Genomic DNA, 15,798 nt, shown 5'->3' with positions numbered 1-15,798 from the left:
ACAATTTCTTCCGCAAATTTGTACCGCGCTGCAGATCAGGGTTTCATGTCCTTGAGAGCGGCCAAGAGCTGCGCGACCTCATGTTCGGTGTTGTAGTGGCACAGCGAGATGCGGATACAGTCGTTCAGGCCTAAAGGTGTCAGCACATTGCCGCTGTAGTGGTCCGCTTTTCGGGTATGGGTGCGGATGCCTTGTTGGTTCAGCCGGGTCACCACATCCGCCGACGGAAAATCCTCGACAGTGATCGACACCAGCCCCTCGCGCGCGGGATTATCGGCACCAGCCAGGATCGTGATGTGGTCCATATCGCTCAGACCGGGCAGGTTGCCTGTACCGTTGATCATAGCATTGGTCAGGTGTGTTTCGTAGGCGTGTATCGCATGGCCGGCGGCCCGGATGCGGTCTCTGCGATCAGTTTCCTCTGAGACCTGTCCGCCGAGCCAGTCGAAATAGCCGACCACGTCGGACATCGCGGCGTATGAGCCGGTGTCTCTGGTGCCAAATTCCCATCCGTTTGCAGGGGCGTCGATCAATTGGTCGTGCGGCAGGGCAGTTAAGCGGTCCGAGATCCAGGCGATGCCATAACCATGACGTGAGAACACTTTGTAAGGCGAGATCGCATAGCCATCGACGTCGTAGCTATCGATATCCATCTGGCCATGGGCTGCGTGCTGAATGCCGTCGACGATTATGAAGCAATCGGGTGCGACAGCGCGGATGACACGCGCTATGGCAGCCACATCCATCCCCATGCCCGTTACAGGCGAGGCGTGCAGGATCGTGGCGACGGCCACATCCGGGGTCATCAGCGCAGCATAGTCTTCGGCGGTGACAAGGCCTGTTGCGTCGTCATGGGGCACATTGACATAGTCAAGGCCGGCGATTTCAGCCCATCTGCGTGCGGCGCTGCGACTGGCGGGGTGTTCGATGGAGCTGCCGATCACCTTACCCCCCTTCGGTGCATTCACGCAGGCCGTGCGGATCATGCGGAACAGCAGCTCTGTCCCGCTTTCGCCGACAAAGAACTGACCTTCTGAGGCGTTCATGAAGACAGACAAATCTGCCTTCGCGCGGTTGATGATATCGACCAGCGCATGACTGGCGACGTTGTCCCGCCCCTGATTATCCGGGATCGCAGCGAATTTGGCCGAGGTGTCGACCACCGTATTCAGGGTCAGCGCACCGCCTGCGTTTTCAAAGAAAATGCGTGGCCCCTGAAACGGGCAGGCGTCGACATGGGCAAAGCGTGAGCGGATTTCTTCAATCAGTCCGGGGGTCTGCTGCAGCATGTTCAACGGTTCCTGTCTTGGTTTGGCTCACATCAGCCTGAATGCCTGCCGGGTTCAATCCCAATTGCGACAGAAACGCGTGTCGTTGTAGAGCCAGATGTTTCCTTGCGCCGGGAAAGGGCCTTGCCTGCCCCGTGTCGCCTCCGATATGCCCAAAGAGACTGCAACCCTTTGAACCGGAGGCACAAGATGCGCTGTCTGATTGCGGCTGTGGCGTTATGCACGCTGATCGCAGCTCCGGTTCGGGCCGAGGGGGTGCTGGTCTTTGCTGCGGCCAGCCTCAAGACCGCGCTGGATGCCATCGCACCCGGGTTTGAGGAAGAATCCGGGCACAGTGTCACGGTGTCTTACGCCGCTTCATCGGTATTGGCGCGGCAGATTCAGGTTGGTGCCCCTGCAGATCTGTTCATATCGGCCAATCAAGAGTGGATGGATGTGCTGCAAAGCGAAGATTTGATCGATACTGTTTCACGGGTGGACTTGCTAAGCAACGGGTTGGTGCTGATTGGCGGGCCGAGTTCGGAAGCCGCCGAAATTGGAGCTGGGTTTGATCTGCTCTCCCAGTTGGATGGGGGTTATCTGGCGTTGGCATTGGTCGATGCCGTTCCTGCAGGTATCTATGGCAAGGCTGCCTTGCAGGGTTTGGGCATGTGGAACGAAGTACAGGACCAGATCGCACAGACAGATAATGTTCGCGCAGCACTGGCGCTGGTGGCGACGGGTGCTGCACCACTGGGAATTGTGTATCGTTCAGATGCAATTGCCGAGGATCGGGTGGGTGTGATCGGAACAATCCCGCCTGAGCATTATCCGACAATTGTCTACCCCGCAGCCCTGACCCGCACCGCAAATCCAGATGCGCAGGCATTTCTGACCTATCTGCAAGGAGAAACCGCGCAGGCAGAGTTTCTGAGGCAGGGTTTCACCCTGCCGAACGGGTGACGAGATGGGGTGGTTGGGACCAGCAGAGATCGAGGCGTTGCACCTGTCGTTGCGCGTGTCGCTCTGGGCGACGCTAATAACGCTGCCATTCGGAATCTTCGTGGCCTACGCCTTGGCGCGTTGGCGCTTTCCGGGGCGGCAAGTGTTGAATGGTCTGGTGCATTTGCCGCTGATCCTACCTCCGGTCGTAACCGGCTATCTGTTGCTGCTGACGTTCGGCATTCAGGGGCCGCTGGGTGGGCCGTTGGCCGAGCTTGGTATCGTTTTCGCATTCCGCTGGACCGGTGCGGCGCTTGCAGCTGGGATCATGGCCTTTCCACTGATGGTGCGCGCGATCCGTTTGTCGATTGAGGCGGTGGATCCCAAACTGGAGCAGGCCGGGGCTACGTTGGGTGCGTCGCGTCTGATGGTCTTTGGAACGGTGACGCTGCCGATGATCCTGCCTGGAGTTATCGCAGGCGCAATACTGGCCTTTGCTAAAGCGATGGGAGAGTTCGGGGCCACGATCACTTTTGTTTCAAATATACCGGGCCAGACCCAGACTCTGCCTTCCGCCGTCTATGCGTTTTTGCAGGTGCCCGGGGGTGAGGCGGCGGCGACGCGATTGGTGATCATCTCGATCATAATCGCCATGGGGGCGCTGCTCTTGTCAGAATATGTGGGCCGCCGTGTGGCCAAACGTGTGGCAGGGTCATGAGTCTGTCTGTTCGCATGCAACATAATCTGCCGGGTATTGCGCTCGATTTGGATTTTGAAGCGCCTCTGGGTGTCACAGTCCTTTTTGGGCGCTCGGGTTCCGGGAAGACCACGGTGGTCAATGCCGTAGCCGGGTTGCTGCGCCCCCAATCGGGACGTGTTGCTGTGGGTGATTGGGTTTTATTCGATACGGATTGCGGGGTTTGGCTGCCGCCACATCGGCGGCGACTGGGATACATCTTTCAGGAAGGCCGCTTGTTCCCGCATCTGACTGTGCGTCAGAATCTGAACTATGGTCGTTGGTTTGCCCCGCGCGGGGTACAGCGCGAAAACCCGGATCGCGTGATCGAGATGTTGGGAATCGGCCACCTGCTGGATCGGCGCCCGGCTATGCTGTCGGGCGGTGAGAAACAGCGTGTTGCCATTGGCCGCGCCTTGTTGGCCAGCCCGCGCCTGATTCTTGCAGACGAGCCCTTGGCGGCGCTTGACGATGCGAGGAAGGCGGAAATCCTGCCCTATTTTGAACGGTTAAGGGATGAGGTCTCGGTTCCAATCCTCTATGTAACACATTCGGCGGCCGAGGTTGCGCGGTTGGCGACATCGGTCGTGGCGCTTCAGGATGGGCAGGTGGTACGCTTTGGCCCTGCGTCCGAAGTGCTGGCCGACCCATCAGTTGCCCCCGCCGGTGTGCGCGCCGTGGGTGCGGTGCTAAGCGTTCGCGTGGCGGCTCATCACGATGATGGTTTATCTGAATTGGACGCAGGCGGGGCGCGGTTGTTCCTGCCGCGCATTGCGCACCGGATCGGCGAAGACCTGCGTATCCGTATCCCGGCGCAAGAGGTGATCTTGTCGAACATACCACCAGAAGGGCTGTCAGCCCTGAACGTGCTTTCCGGGCAGGTCGAAACGATCCGATCAGGCGAAGGGCCGGGTGCCATTGTGTCGGTCAACACACCTGCTGGGATTGTTCTGGCCCGCGTGACCCGACGCTCGGTCGCGGCCTTGGGATTGCAGCAGGGCAGCAGTTGCTATGCGGTGATCAAGACTGTCGCACTGGCCCCACAGGATGTTGGTGGGCGGGTCGTCTAAGGATTAGGCAAGTGCGCGCGCCTCATGCTCGCGCAGGATAAGGCGCGCGACATTTCCGAATCCGTTGTGTTCGTCTGTCGCGCGGTCGGGGAAAATCTCGACGAGTTCTTGCAATGCGTCAGACGAAAGCGTGTAAAGAGTTTCTTCACCCAGAAATAAGCTTTCAGCTGGCGCCCCTTCGGCGGTTAGAATCTCGTGCCTGTCCAGAAGGATATGCAAATACTCGACAGGCTGGTCGCTTGTTTCGATATCGATGCCCGGCCAGGAGCAAAGGTGTTTTGCGGCGACCAATACTTCGGGCGCACCAAATAGCATCTGGACCTTGGGACCACTTATCAGAATTCGATGCTGTTGAGAGACTAGAAGATCACGGGATGGAATATTTAGCCCAAGACTGCCTGCAGTAAGCCGCACCGGTCGCATTGAAGGGTTCGCACGTAATCGCCCACGGTCCAATCGGCTGCTTTCGATCCAGCGGATGGGCTGCAAGCCGTGATCGGCGGTCAACACTTCGTCATTCACCTGAAGAGTTTCGATCGGTTGCGAACCGACTTCGGTCTCGATCAACGTGCCTGCAGTAAAACACACACCTTCAATTGTGATGGTGACATCGGTTGTTTCCGGAGCTGCATTAAAATTAAAGCCGAAGACGCTGACGACGGCGTTGACTTCGACCGTGAACGTATCGGTGACGATTTCGCCATTATCCAAACTGTCGAAAAAGGTAGGGTCGACCGTATAGGTCCATTCGCCTGTAGCTGGATCAATGCTGGCTGTCCCGTGATCGGGCGGCGTCTGGATTGACCAGTCCTGCGAGGCGATGGTGGCACCGCTGGTAATATCAAGATCACCGGTTGCCACATTCGGTGGATCATCTGTCACCGAACCTGTTGTATCGCCGACTATCGAGACCATGTTATGATCCCTCCTGCTTTAGCACTCGCGCGAATTCATTTTTTCTGTAAAGGCGCATATGCACCTCAGCGTTCTGGTCACGGGTCCATTCGACGATGCGGTTTCGGGTCAGGTCGCTGTCCATCCGGTTAGTGCGCACCCGGGGATGTGGAATCTCGCGTTTCAGCATCTCGACAATTTGGTTGGTCTGACCAAACGGAGCGACCATGTCGATGATCCAGAAAGACGTACCGCTGGTGAAATCGGCGTCATTCAACGGCTGTTCCTGTACCGCATAGCGATGTTCGGCTTCAGGGCTTAGACCGGCGAAAGTCACAAACCCGCGCGGAAATCCGTTTTGCCGAAAGATATGATACTGCCCCAGACGCAAGGGCGTTTCAAAGGCATAAAGCGCCTGACCTAAGTTGCGATCCCGATGTGTTTTGGTCAGTGCCGCGAGATAAAACACTGCACCGAAATCGGCGTATTTTTCAGGAGAAATATCGAACCAGTCTTTTGGAAATGACGTCTGCACGGGTCACTCTGGAAACTACGGTTCCTTAGATCATAGCGCGGATCATATTCAATGAAAGGATTTTCATGGTGGGTAACCAAGGGCACACGAATTCGACATTGTACCAGAAGCAAGAATGCTGTCATGGTATGTTATTGATTGAATTCACGCTTTGATGGCGTCGATCGAAGTTATCGAATGAGGTATTGGATATGCGAATTCTGAAGCTTGCATGCCTGGTGGCTGCTTTGGTGTGCCCCACACTTTCACAAGCTGTTGGCTTCGGTGTGGGTGTGCGGCCCGCATTTCGAACAACAGTCACGCCATTGAATGATGGCACCTACGAGGTGGCTGCGATCGGTACATCAGCGCCAGTGGCCTATTGGTGCGGGATCGGTGATTTTGCGATCCGGACGCTGCGGACATCGGCAACTCAACGCATCTATATCTCGAAACCCTATGAGAGAGGTGCCCGTACGGTGCAGTTTTCTCTGTCACCGCCTGAAGGGGCTGAAGATGTCACAACATATTCCGTCACGGTCAAAACCGTAGGAGCAAATATGACGGCAGGGTCGGCTCAGGGATATTGCTATGACAATTTCATAGATTTTGGTTTCTGACCATCAGATCCATTTCGCCAGCGGCGGCAGGCTCATGAGAACGGCATCGGGATCATGCCCGGTTTCCAGACCAAACTTGGTGCCACGGTCGTAAACCAGATTGTATTCCGCATAGAGACCACGATGCACAAGCTGCTTAGTCTTGTCCGTGTCATTGAAACTCTGAATTCGACGCTTCTCGACCAGAGGTAAGAACGCTGGAAGGAATGCGCGGCCAATATCCTGGGTCAGGGAGAAATCTGCCTGCCAGTCGCCCGTACAATAGTCATCCATGAATATCCCACCAACACCTCGTGCGCGTTTGCGGTGGGGGATGTAGAAATATTCATCGGCCCAATCTTTGAGGCGTGGATAATGCGACGCACCATGCGGATCCAAATGAGCCTTTTGAGTGGCGTGGAAATGAGAGGTGTCGTCGTCATATTCGATGCAAGGGTTCAGGTCGGACCCGCCACCGAACCACCAGGCATGCGGTGTCCAAAACATTCGTGTGTTCATGTGTACCGCAGGCACATGCGGGTTCTGCATATGTGCCACCAGGCTGATGCCAGACGCCCAGAAACGCGGGTCATCTTTCATTCCGGGAATGCCCTTGCGCGCAGCCATCGCATTCTGCGCGCGTTCGCCTAGTGTGCCGTAAACGGTTGAAACATTAACGCCCACTTTTTCGAACACGCGACCGCCGCGCATAACGGACATCAAACCGCCACCAGCGTCCGAGCCATCGTCGGATTGGCGGGTGGTTTCTTTCACTTCAAAACGGCCCGGTTGATCGTCTGAGAACGGGCCAGCGTCGTGGCTTTCCTCAAGCGCTTCGAACGCCATGATGATCTCATCGCGCAATTGGCGAAACCATGCGGAGGCGGTGTTTTTTTCTGTGTCAAACATAGGTGTCAGTGGGCAGGTGCCGCGACCGGGTCCAGCAGGGTGCGGCCGCCGTCAATGGTCAGGATTTGCCCTGTCATGAAACCCGCGGCATCCGATGCAAGGAACTGCGCTGTTTCCGCCAGTTCGTTTGGCGCTGCAATTCGTGCCAGGGGCGTGTGTTTTTCGATATCATCGCGGAAGTCGCGATTTTCCTTCAAAGTGGATTGCAACGAGGCGCTCATTACCGATCCCAGAGCAATTGAGTTCACGCGGATGCGGCTCGGCGCCAATGCTACAGCAAGCGAACGGGTCATCTGATCCAGGGCGGCTGTTGAGACCGAGTAGGCCATCAGGTCCGGGTGGGTTCGGCGCGCAGCAATCGAGGACAGGTTGATGATCGAACCTGCAGGGTTCTCGGTGTCACCATCAGCCTGTTTGATGAACCGCTTGGCGATCAGTTGGCTCAGTCTCAGCGCAGGCATCAGGTTCTGGTTCAACAATGTACGGACCGAGTCATCATCCGCGTCGAGCGGGTCTGAAGGGATGACCTGCCGTGCGCCATTGATCAGGATATCCACTTGATCGAAAGCATCCAGCGTTGCCGAGAGTAAGTTGGCGATGGTCAGCTTTTCGCGCAGATCGCCCGCAAAATAGCGGATATTGCTGTCATCCGCCTGTTCACCCAGCTCTTCAGACAGGCGTTTTTCATCCATGTCGGCAAACATGACATTGGCACCTGCATCGGCAAAATGCCGCCCGATGGCAAGCCCGATGCCATTGGCACCGCCAGTGACGATTGCGGTCTTGCCCGCGATTGAAAAGGACATGCGAATCCTCCTGAGTTCTGGCGCAGGTTAGCGGGCCTCAGCCCCGAGGGCGAGAGGCATGAAACACCTTGAATCGGTTATCTCCTGCAACTTCTTCAACGCGCGTGAAGAACTCGGCCAGGGTGGCTTCGTATGGCAGGTGGCGATTGGCAACCATCCAGAGTTGCCCGTTGCGTGTTAGGTTTCGTGCGGCGTTTGCGATAAATCCCTGCCCAAGGGCCGGGTCAGCACTGCGCGAGGTGTGAAACGGCGGGTTCATGACCACCATGTCCAGTGGCTCGGGTGCGGTCCAATTGGTTGCGTCGGCCCAGTGGAACTGCGCACGAGGGTCGGTGACGTTGGAGCGGGCACAGGTGAGTGCGGTGTGATCCGCCTCAACCAAATGCAGGCTGTGCAAGGTGTCGTCGATCAGCCCGGCGGACAGAAAGCCCCAGCCTGCGCCCAGATCAGCAATGCGCGTACCGCGCTTGGTTGGCAGAGACCTCTGCAACAGGGCTGAGGCAGGATCGATACCGTCAGCGGAAAACACACCGGGTGCGGAGTGGAATCCGTCGACCATTTGGTTTTCAGGCGCAGCCCAGTCGGCAAACGCGTCCGCATCAGACTGAAACCAGAAAATCTTGCCATGCGCTTTCGAAATCGGCCCGTTGATTGCGACCCGCTTGCGGATGTCTTTCAGCAAACTGTCGACGCCATCGGTTTTGGCCCCGTCCACCACAATGATCCCGCTGGCGCGGCTGCAAGCCTGATGAACCAACGCCCGGGCCAGCGCTTTGGCACGCGGCAGGAAGACGACAGCATCCTGGCTGGGCGCGTCACTGTTGGGCGTTGCCACAAAACCTTGCGCGGCAAAATGATCGTGAAAGGGTTTGAAGGGTTGTATCACCTGCGTCTCGTGCGGCAGGTCCGACAGATCGTGGTTGGGGGTTGGGGCCAGCACGATCAGAGGTTGTGACAGGCGGAGCCCGCTGCTTAGGGCAAGTTCAAGGCGAGGAGACATGGCCGCGCGTTATTCTTCGCGTTCCATGGTGCATTGCAGCGGGTGCTGATGCCTGCGCGCGAAATCCATCACTTGCCCGACCTTGGTTTCGGCAATCTCATGGCTGAACACGCCAACCACGGCGACGCCTTTCTTGTGCACGGTCAGCATGATTTCGAACGCCTGTGCATGGGTCATGCCGAAGAACCGTTCCAGCACATGCACCACAAACTCCATCGGCGTGTAGTCGTCATTCAGCAGCAACACCTTATACAGTGGAGGCCGCTTGGTCTTGGGACGTGTTTGCACCAGGACCGACGTGTCGTCGTCCTGGTCGTCCTTGTCCGACATGATCCACTGGTGTTCGCGCATTGCTGTAAGAGAATCCCGATTCAAGCTTCGGTTTGTTTGAGGGCTTATATAACGTCACTGTGGTCAGAGAAAAGAGCTACGAGTCGGAATCGCAATGCAGGACAAATTGACCACAATCGCGTTCGATGCGGATGACACGCTGTGGCATAATGAGCGGTTTTTTCAACTGACGCAGGCGTATTTTGCCGAATTGCTGGCCGATCACGCCGAGCGTGATCACCTGATGGAACGTCTTCTTGCCGCTGAAAAGCGGAACATTCGACACTATGGCTATGGCATCAAAGGTTTTACCCTATCGATGATCGAGACAGCGATTGAGGTGACGGAAGATCGCGTTCCGGCGCGCGTCATCCGCCAACTTGTCGAAGCGGGGCAGGAGATGCTGGCGCATCCCATCGAACTGCTCCCCCATGCGCGCGAGGCCATCGAGACGGTGGCCGAGACGCACAGGGTTTTGCTGATCACCAAGGGCGACCTGATCGATCAGGAGCGTAAGCTGGCGCAATCCGGATTGGGTGAGCTATTTGATGGCGTCGAGATCGTGAGCGAAAAAACGGCAGCGACTTATTCGACGATTTTTGCGCAGCATGGGGATGGTCCCGAGGCCTCGATGATGATCGGAAACTCGATGCGGTCTGACGTGGTGGCGCCCATCGAAGCGGGATGCTGGGGCGTGTATGTGCCCCATGGGCTGGTCTGGGAAATTGAGAAGGCTGAAACTCCGGCCGGCAATCCCAGATTTTGTGAGTTGCGAGATCTGGGCGATCTCTCGGTTCTGGTTGCCCGGATTTCCTGACCTGTTGCCGTTTCACATCAGTTGCGAAAAATTCGATGGATTGGCTTGCCTGAATTTCGGCGTAATCGCGGGTTTGGTGTCTGGACGCGCAACTTATACCACATGTAGTGCAGTGCTAGGTCGGAGTGGGTGTAACGAACACGCAGCTTTCAGTTTCTTTAAGCCCGTCCCTGTGTTAGCCTAACCAATATCAAAATAAAAATTGCTGACCGGGAAAACCCGGCGGCGCGAGGCAGACAGAGGCAAAGATCGTGCAGATTCGGCGGACAGTTCCGGCCCGAATGGGCTTATTCCTTATAGCATTCCTGTGGCTGCTTTCTTTTGCGCCACTTCAAGGCGTGGCGGCCCCCTACGCAGCCATGGTCATCGACGCGCGCACCGGGGAAGTGCTGCATTCCCGTAATGCCGACACGCGGCTCCATCCGGCATCGCTGACCAAAATGATGACCCTCTACATCGCGTTTGAGGCGGTGCGGAATGGTGAGATCACATTGGACACTCAGGTTAGGATCACCAAGAAGGCGGCGGCTGAACCGCCGTCCAAGCTGGGATTGCGCACGGGCCAGCGAATCGCGTTTCGTTATCTGATCCGGGCAGCAGCAGTGAAATCGGCCAATGATGCGGCGACCGCCATAGGTATCGCGCTCAGCGGTTCCGAGGCGGCCTTTGCCCGTCGCATGACCCGTACCGCCAAGGCGATGGGGATGAGCCGGACGACCTTCAAGAACGCGCATGGTCTGACCGAGTCGGGCCACTTGTCGACCGCGCGCGACATGACCACGCTGGGCCGTCATCTGCTGTATGATTATCCGCAGTATTATAATCTGTTCTCGCGCCAATCGACTCATGCCGGGATCAAGACCGTTCCGAACACCAACCGCCGCCTGCTGGCGGCCTACAGGGGCGCCGATGGGATCAAGACCGGCTATACCCGCGCGGCCGGATTTAACCTTGTTGCTTCAGCCAAACGCAAGGATGAACGCATCATTGCCACGGTCTTCGGCGGCAAATCCGGCGCATCACGTAACGCCCGTGTAGCTGAACTTCTGGATATGGGTTTCCGCCGTGCCCCCTCGCGCGCGCCGATCCGCAAGCCTGCCCGCCCGGCGTATGCCGGAAACACGGGGCTGGGCACCGTACAGGTCGCTCAGGTTGGTCCACCGAAGAAAAGCTTGCGCCCGGTCCTGCGTCCGACGGCAGCCGCTGCTGTGCAAGTAGCAGGTGCAGTTGCCGAAACGGCCGAGAAAAATGGTTCCCGTATTCAAGACGGTATTGCCGCCGCCATTGCGGCAGCGGATATCGCACCTGCGGACAGCGCAACACGACCAGTTTCGCGGCCTGGGGATGTGGTTCTTGCCTCGGTTGAACCGGCCAGACAGCCAGAGCCGGAACCCGAAGTGGTTACCCGCCTGTCCACATCCGGCGGTCACCTGTGGGGTGTCAATGTGGGCCGATACACTACGCGATACGAGGCCGAGAAAGTTTTGCTGAAAACCGCGCTGTCGGAAATGACTACATTGGAAGGCACGTTGCGTAAGGTGAACCAGAGCGCGCGCGGGTTTGATGCGACCTTTCAGGGCATGACCCGCGAACAGGCCGATCTGGCTTGCCGCCGGTTGCAGGCGCGCAACGTCACATGTTTCATGATCGGGCCGTCATAAGACCCGACATACTCTCCTGGATGGGTCTGGGCTGCGATGATCTCGCAGCCCTTTTTTCATCCGATCAGTCGAAAACGTGACCATGCTGGTACTGTTCGTCCTGCCCAGCGGCAGCGGTCAGGGCAGCAACATTGTCTTTGGTAAAGAAGCCATCATAGTGATGGCAGCGCTCGATATACTCAGTGATCAGCAATGTATGTTTCGAGTGCTTCGAGAAGATCTGTTTAAGATTCGGATCGTCTTTGCACTCGCCCACCACATGGGCAAGAAATGGCACACCATTGTCTTTGAGCGTATTCACTACGAAATCGACATTTTTCTCACCTGCGGCATGATCACCATCCTGAATCTCGACTGCCATGTGGTGCAGGCGGCGTCCAAAGTTGCGCACGAAATCCTCGGTCGGCATCGGCAGTTTGGCGAAGGAATTTACGAAGGATGGCGTGTTGTTGGCGGTGAAGACCTTGGCGGGGGATTTCTTGTCGTCATCTACATTGGCGTTACGGTTCACGTTGGTTGACGAGTTCATGTCAAAGATGTTGTACGCCCCCCAGAAATAATAGGGGACCATGGTCAGAAACTCAAGGATCGCGTCCTCGCGCTCTCCGGCGAGAACCCGCGTGGCGAGGTGATCGATTCCCAGCATCAGCGGAGAGATTTTGCTGTCGGCGCCAAAGGCTGCGGCCTGATCCAGCCGCGCTTGTTCCGCATCGCTCAGCATCACGCGATCGCCAAGCCCCAGACTGTCGGTGTCGTTGAAATCATGCGTTGAATAGCCGACGCGGTTGCACGTGAAATCCGACGGCGTCGTAAACCGGTATCCGTCCAACGTGTAAAATGGGTTTTCCGTATCCCCAGAATATTCGAACCGAATATTCTGATCCTCCAGCGTTCCCGTCAGGTTCTTCAAATCGGTAGCGCCGTAAATCTCACCCACATAGCGCGTCTGAGGCGTGCCGCGCGCCAGCGGGTACATTCTGTTGATGCGGGGAATGAAATCTTCGAACGCCGAACTGAGCGGAGCCATCAGAATCAGCGCCGGGTAATCGGCATGTGAGTGCATGACCGCGAACTTATGCGTCTGGCCCAGATAGCTGGCAGTATGGCGATAGGGGGTCATTACATAAAGTTCGACCAACGTGTCGAACAGCGCATCGGTTTCAACCTGAATGACGATCGCGCGCATCGCGCCTACCTGATCCGCGATGCCCGAGCTGATGCGACGCTCGTAAATCCTGGGCAGATATTCGGTGAAGAAGTCCGAGTTTTTCTTGTCGCCCCTTGGCTGGTAGGACATCAGATCGAAAGACATAGGCTCATCTCCTTGCGGCGCGTTGCTTGGATTTGTGGTAGTCAGATCATGCACTTGCCACTCATGCTAGGCGCTAAGGCCTGCATGGGCAACAGTTTGGAGATGGGGTTCGAAAGTTACGTTGTTGTGACTAGCGGATGAACTTTGTGACCTCGACACCGCCTGCGATCAGGTTCTCGCGCACGGAGTGCGCGATCTGAACCGCCGTCGGGCCATCACCATGCAGGCATATCGTATCAATTGAAGTCTCTAGCCGCTTGCCGGATTCGGTGATGATCGCACCTTCGTTCACCATGTTCAGGATGCGCGGCCCTGCCAGCGCGGGATCATGGATGACCGCCCCCGGCAAGGACCGGTCTACTAGCGTGCCGTCGTCGTTGTAGGCGCGATCCGCAAAGATCTCACCCACCCATTTGCAACCCAGTTCGCGCACAGCCGCTTCCTGCTTGGTCACCGCAAGCACCATTATAATAATGTTGGGGTCCACATCCAGCGCGCCCTGATAACAGGCGCGCGCCATGTCGATATCGACCGAACACATATTGGCCAGTGCGCCGTGCAATTTTAGGTGCCGGACTTCGGTACCTACGGCTTTGGCCATACCGATGGCCGATCCGAGTTGATAACGCACAAGATTGCGCAAACTGTCATGAGGTACTTTCATGTTTCGACGCCCGAACCCCTGTAGATCGGGAAAACCAGGATGCGCGCCAATGCCAACACCGTTCTTGGCCGCCAGAGTCATGGTCTTGGCCATCACATCCGGGTCACCGGCGTGAAAGCCACAGGCGATATTGGCCGAAGTGATGATCTTCAGCAGGCTTTCATCATCCCCCATATTCCAGGGGCCAAAGCTCTCGCCCATATCTGCATTCAGATCGACGCTCGGCATCGCGATAACTCCTTATTCGGTGGCAGAGATCATTCCGCTGATCAATTGGTAGGACAGAAGGTCCGGGATGTCATGCGGATCGCGGACCAAAGGTTCAACGCGCCCCGGTATGCGGGCCAGTTCGGCCTCAAAAGCGGCTTGCAGTGTCACAGCTTGTTCCATCGATACAAACTCGAACCGAACCTCGCCCCCTGCCGGGGTCTGTGCCGCACGGGGCAGATCACAGGCTAGGACGGTTGCGATGCGCGGGTAGCCTCCGGTGGTCTGGCATTCGGGAAGTAAGATGAAGGGTGCACCGGTACCGGTCATCTGTATATCGCCGGGGGTTATAACTTCTGACAGGATGTCTAACTGGCCTTTGGCAGCGAAGCCGTCGCCTTCGCTATCTAGCTGCATGCCCATCCGGTTGGCCCGGGCGCCACGGTGGAAAGTCGTTCGTGTAAACCGCGCAAGTGTACCTTCATCGAACAGCGCAGTCTGAAAGCTGGCCACGACCCGCAGCAAGCCTCCCGAGAATCTATCGTCGGCACGCAACTTCAGGCCCGTGGTTCCCGCTCCGGGTGCGGGCAGTCGATCGCCGGCCCGAACAGCGCGCCCGATCCTGGCGGTCAGATGTGCGGCGCGAGAGCCCAGTGTCATTTCGGTCTCGACCCCGCCGCCCAAGTGTAGATACCCATAACTGCCCTGTTGAGCCGACCCGATTATCAGTCGCTGTCCGACTTCCATCTGGTGCGAGGCATTCCACAGAACCGGGCTGCCATCGATACTGGCCCGCATAGGTGCGCCGGTTAGCGCGATGGCGGTAGGCTCGGTTGCCTCAAACTCGCCCCCCATCCCCGCCATTTCCAGTGCTGCGCACTTTGGGGCGTTACCCAGTAAGGCGGCTCCTTCGTAAAGCGCCATTACATCTGCGGCACCCGAACGTGACAGGCCTTGATCCAGATACCCAGTACGCCCTTGATCCTGAACCGTGCAAGCTGGACCGATGCGATGGACGATCAGCGTCATGCCGTGATCTCCTTGCAACTCGCACCGCCAGAACCATCGGTACAGGTTCTCTGGATATCCTCAAGTTCCTCGCGCGAGACAGAGATGAACTGCATCTCATCACCGGGGTTGAGGGCAAAGCTCTGCTCCATGTCCGGACGAAAGCAACGGAATGCGGTTTGCCCTACATGGCGCCATCCGGTTGGAGTTGGCCCTGAGAACAGAACAAATTGCGAAATTGCTAGAACCAACGCACCCTCGGGCACCATTGGCGTCAGCTCTTTCAGGCGAGGAATGTTGAATTCGGGACCTAGTGGCCCGAGATAAGGTTGGCCCGGAGCGAACCCGATGGTTAGTACCCGCACGCGCGATTGGCTGAGACGATCGATGGCGTCTGCGGGTGACAATCCAGCTGCCAGCGCTGCGTCTTCTAGCTGTGGCGCAAGATCGGTACCGTAGACTGTCGGTACTTTCCAGAATCGTCGCCCCGCAGGCAAGGGTGCGGCGTACCAATCGCGACTGTCCAACATCGCGCGCAGCAACTCTTCGATGTCGTGATGCGACAGGCTTGAGGGATTGAACCGTATAAATGCAGATGCCAGCGAGGCCGACGTCTCAAGCACACCGTCGATCTGTTGTTCTTCGACCGCGCCGCGAAATGCCAGAGCGGCGCGGTTTGATGGCTCGGACATGGTTTGCGCAAAGGTCACCAACAGACCGTCTAATCCAACGGTTCGTAGCAGGGGAAACTTAGTGTCAGTCGTCATATCACGGTCGCAGGCGTATCGGTTGAGCGTCTGAGAGACCTGAGCCTATCCATAGACAATGCGCAAGGCCTTGTAGGATCGTTGGGCAATGCGCTCGGCGGCGCCGATGCTGGGTGCGATTCCGGGATTGGAAATGAATCGCTGCTCCATATCGAGTCGGTCCTGTCTTGTGGAGGTGGCGTAGTGCTCTCACTATATATAGGGTTTGAACCAACAAGCACTGAAACCTGAGCGGTATGTCTGATAGGTTTGAAGGATGGTTTTAACCGTATTCGGTGAGACTCATAGTTCGTA

17 protein-coding genes are annotated in these 15,798 nt (G+C 57.2%); 6 read left to right on the top strand and 11 right to left on the bottom strand.

The genetic code is table 11. From position 1 onward, the window contains the following. Positions 1 to 35: 35 nt before the first annotated feature. Complete coding sequence (locus ACR3EJ_RS00875; RefSeq protein WP_170544374.1) at positions 36 to 1,289, bottom strand: aminotransferase class V-fold PLP-dependent enzyme; 1,254 nt, start codon at positions 1,287 to 1,289, stop codon at positions 36 to 38. Between the two features lie 189 nt (positions 1,290 to 1,478). On the opposite strand from ACR3EJ_RS00875, the gene modA reads away from it, so the two are divergent. From modA to modC, 3 genes are read left to right on the top strand one after another with little or no spacing between them, the layout of a single operon-like run. Beyond that, entirely contained in the window at positions 1,479 to 2,231 is a 753-nt protein-coding gene (modA, locus tag ACR3EJ_RS00870; protein ID WP_170544372.1) for a molybdate ABC transporter substrate-binding protein, read from the top strand. 4 nt (positions 2,232 to 2,235) lie between these two features. Continuing rightward, positions 2,236 to 2,928: a molybdate ABC transporter permease subunit gene (gene modB / locus ACR3EJ_RS00865; protein ID WP_170544370.1), complete on the top strand. Its 693-nt coding sequence runs from the start codon at positions 2,236 to 2,238 to the stop codon at positions 2,926 to 2,928. Next, positions 2,925 to 4,016: a molybdenum ABC transporter ATP-binding protein gene (modC, locus tag ACR3EJ_RS00860; protein ID WP_170544368.1), complete on the top strand. Its 1,092-nt coding sequence runs from the start codon at positions 2,925 to 2,927 to the stop codon at positions 4,014 to 4,016. The genes modB and modC overlap by 4 nt, the downstream gene beginning before the upstream one ends. Before the next feature lie 3 nt (positions 4,017 to 4,019). On the opposite strand, the gene ACR3EJ_RS00855 is transcribed toward modC, so the two are convergent. Together ACR3EJ_RS00855 and ACR3EJ_RS00850 are read right to left on the bottom strand one after the other, a co-directional pair. After that, positions 4,020 to 4,931, bottom strand: a complete 912-nt coding sequence (locus ACR3EJ_RS00855) for a Hint domain-containing protein (RefSeq protein WP_170544366.1) — start codon at positions 4,929 to 4,931, stop codon at positions 4,020 to 4,022. A gap of 1 nt (position 4,932) precedes the next feature. Next, a complete protein-coding gene (locus ACR3EJ_RS00850) occupies positions 4,933 to 5,445 on the bottom strand; it encodes a toxin-activating lysine-acyltransferase (RefSeq protein WP_170544364.1) in 513 nt (170 codons plus the stop codon). A 191-nt stretch (positions 5,446 to 5,636) separates the two neighbouring features. Between ACR3EJ_RS00850 and ACR3EJ_RS00845 the strand changes: the two genes are divergently transcribed. Continuing rightward, the gene (locus tag ACR3EJ_RS00845; RefSeq protein ID WP_170544362.1) at positions 5,637 to 6,044 is read left to right on the top strand and encodes a hypothetical protein; all 408 of its coding nucleotides are present in this window, start codon (positions 5,637 to 5,639) and stop codon (positions 6,042 to 6,044) included. A 3-nt stretch (positions 6,045 to 6,047) separates the two neighbouring features. On the opposite strand, the gene hemF is transcribed toward ACR3EJ_RS00845, so the two are convergent. From hemF to clpS, 4 genes are read right to left on the bottom strand one after another with little or no spacing between them, the layout of a single operon-like run. Next, positions 6,048 to 6,932, bottom strand: coding sequence for an oxygen-dependent coproporphyrinogen oxidase (gene hemF, locus ACR3EJ_RS00840; protein ID WP_170544360.1), 885 nt, complete (start codon positions 6,930 to 6,932; stop codon positions 6,048 to 6,050). Positions 6,933 to 6,937: 5 nt separating this feature from the next. After that, positions 6,938 to 7,738, bottom strand: a complete 801-nt coding sequence (locus tag ACR3EJ_RS00835; protein ID WP_170544359.1) for an SDR family oxidoreductase — start codon at positions 7,736 to 7,738, stop codon at positions 6,938 to 6,940. 37 nt (positions 7,739 to 7,775) lie between these two features. Then, the gene (locus ACR3EJ_RS00830) at positions 7,776 to 8,738 is read right to left on the bottom strand and encodes a class I SAM-dependent methyltransferase (protein WP_170544357.1); all 963 of its coding nucleotides are present in this window, start codon (positions 8,736 to 8,738) and stop codon (positions 7,776 to 7,778) included. A gap of 9 nt (positions 8,739 to 8,747) precedes the next feature. Beyond that, the gene (gene clpS / locus ACR3EJ_RS00825) at positions 8,748 to 9,089 is read right to left on the bottom strand and encodes an ATP-dependent Clp protease adapter ClpS (protein ID WP_170544355.1); all 342 of its coding nucleotides are present in this window, start codon (positions 9,087 to 9,089) and stop codon (positions 8,748 to 8,750) included. A 94-nt stretch (positions 9,090 to 9,183) separates the two neighbouring features. Between clpS and ACR3EJ_RS00820 the strand changes: the two genes are divergently transcribed. Together ACR3EJ_RS00820 and ACR3EJ_RS00815 are read left to right on the top strand one after the other, a co-directional pair. Beyond that, a complete protein-coding gene (locus ACR3EJ_RS00820) occupies positions 9,184 to 9,885 on the top strand; it encodes an HAD family hydrolase (protein WP_170544353.1) in 702 nt (233 codons plus the stop codon). A 281-nt stretch (positions 9,886 to 10,166) separates the two neighbouring features. Then, the gene (locus ACR3EJ_RS00815) at positions 10,167 to 11,546 is read left to right on the top strand and encodes a D-alanyl-D-alanine carboxypeptidase family protein (protein WP_170544889.1); all 1,380 of its coding nucleotides are present in this window, start codon (positions 10,167 to 10,169) and stop codon (positions 11,544 to 11,546) included. Between the two features lie 64 nt (positions 11,547 to 11,610). Here the strand turns inward: ACR3EJ_RS00815 and ACR3EJ_RS00810 are convergent, their stop codons facing one another. The 4 genes from ACR3EJ_RS00810 to ACR3EJ_RS00795 form a co-directional block, all read right to left on the bottom strand. Next, complete coding sequence (locus tag ACR3EJ_RS00810; protein ID WP_170544351.1) at positions 11,611 to 12,858, bottom strand: hypothetical protein; 1,248 nt, start codon at positions 12,856 to 12,858, stop codon at positions 11,611 to 11,613. A gap of 130 nt (positions 12,859 to 12,988) precedes the next feature. Continuing rightward, a complete protein-coding gene (locus ACR3EJ_RS00805) occupies positions 12,989 to 13,750 on the bottom strand; it encodes a LamB/YcsF family protein (RefSeq protein ID WP_170544349.1) in 762 nt (253 codons plus the stop codon). Between the two features lie 12 nt (positions 13,751 to 13,762). Next, on the bottom strand, positions 13,763 to 14,758 hold the full coding sequence (locus ACR3EJ_RS00800) for a 5-oxoprolinase subunit C family protein (protein ID WP_170544347.1): 996 nt from the start codon (positions 14,756 to 14,758) through the stop codon (positions 13,763 to 13,765). Further along, positions 14,755 to 15,504 (bottom strand): 5-oxoprolinase subunit B family protein, encoded by a 750-nt coding sequence (locus tag ACR3EJ_RS00795; protein WP_170544345.1) that lies wholly within the window; start codon positions 15,502 to 15,504, stop codon positions 14,755 to 14,757. Before ACR3EJ_RS00795 ends, ACR3EJ_RS00800 begins: the two co-directional genes overlap by 4 nt. Positions 15,505 to 15,798: the final 294 nt, after the last annotated feature.

The sequence above is a fragment of the Ruegeria sp. AB11 genome (genome assembly GCF_056536325.1).
The sequence above is the reverse complement of the archived record's forward strand: the minus strand, read 5'-3'. Positions and strand labels throughout refer to the sequence as shown.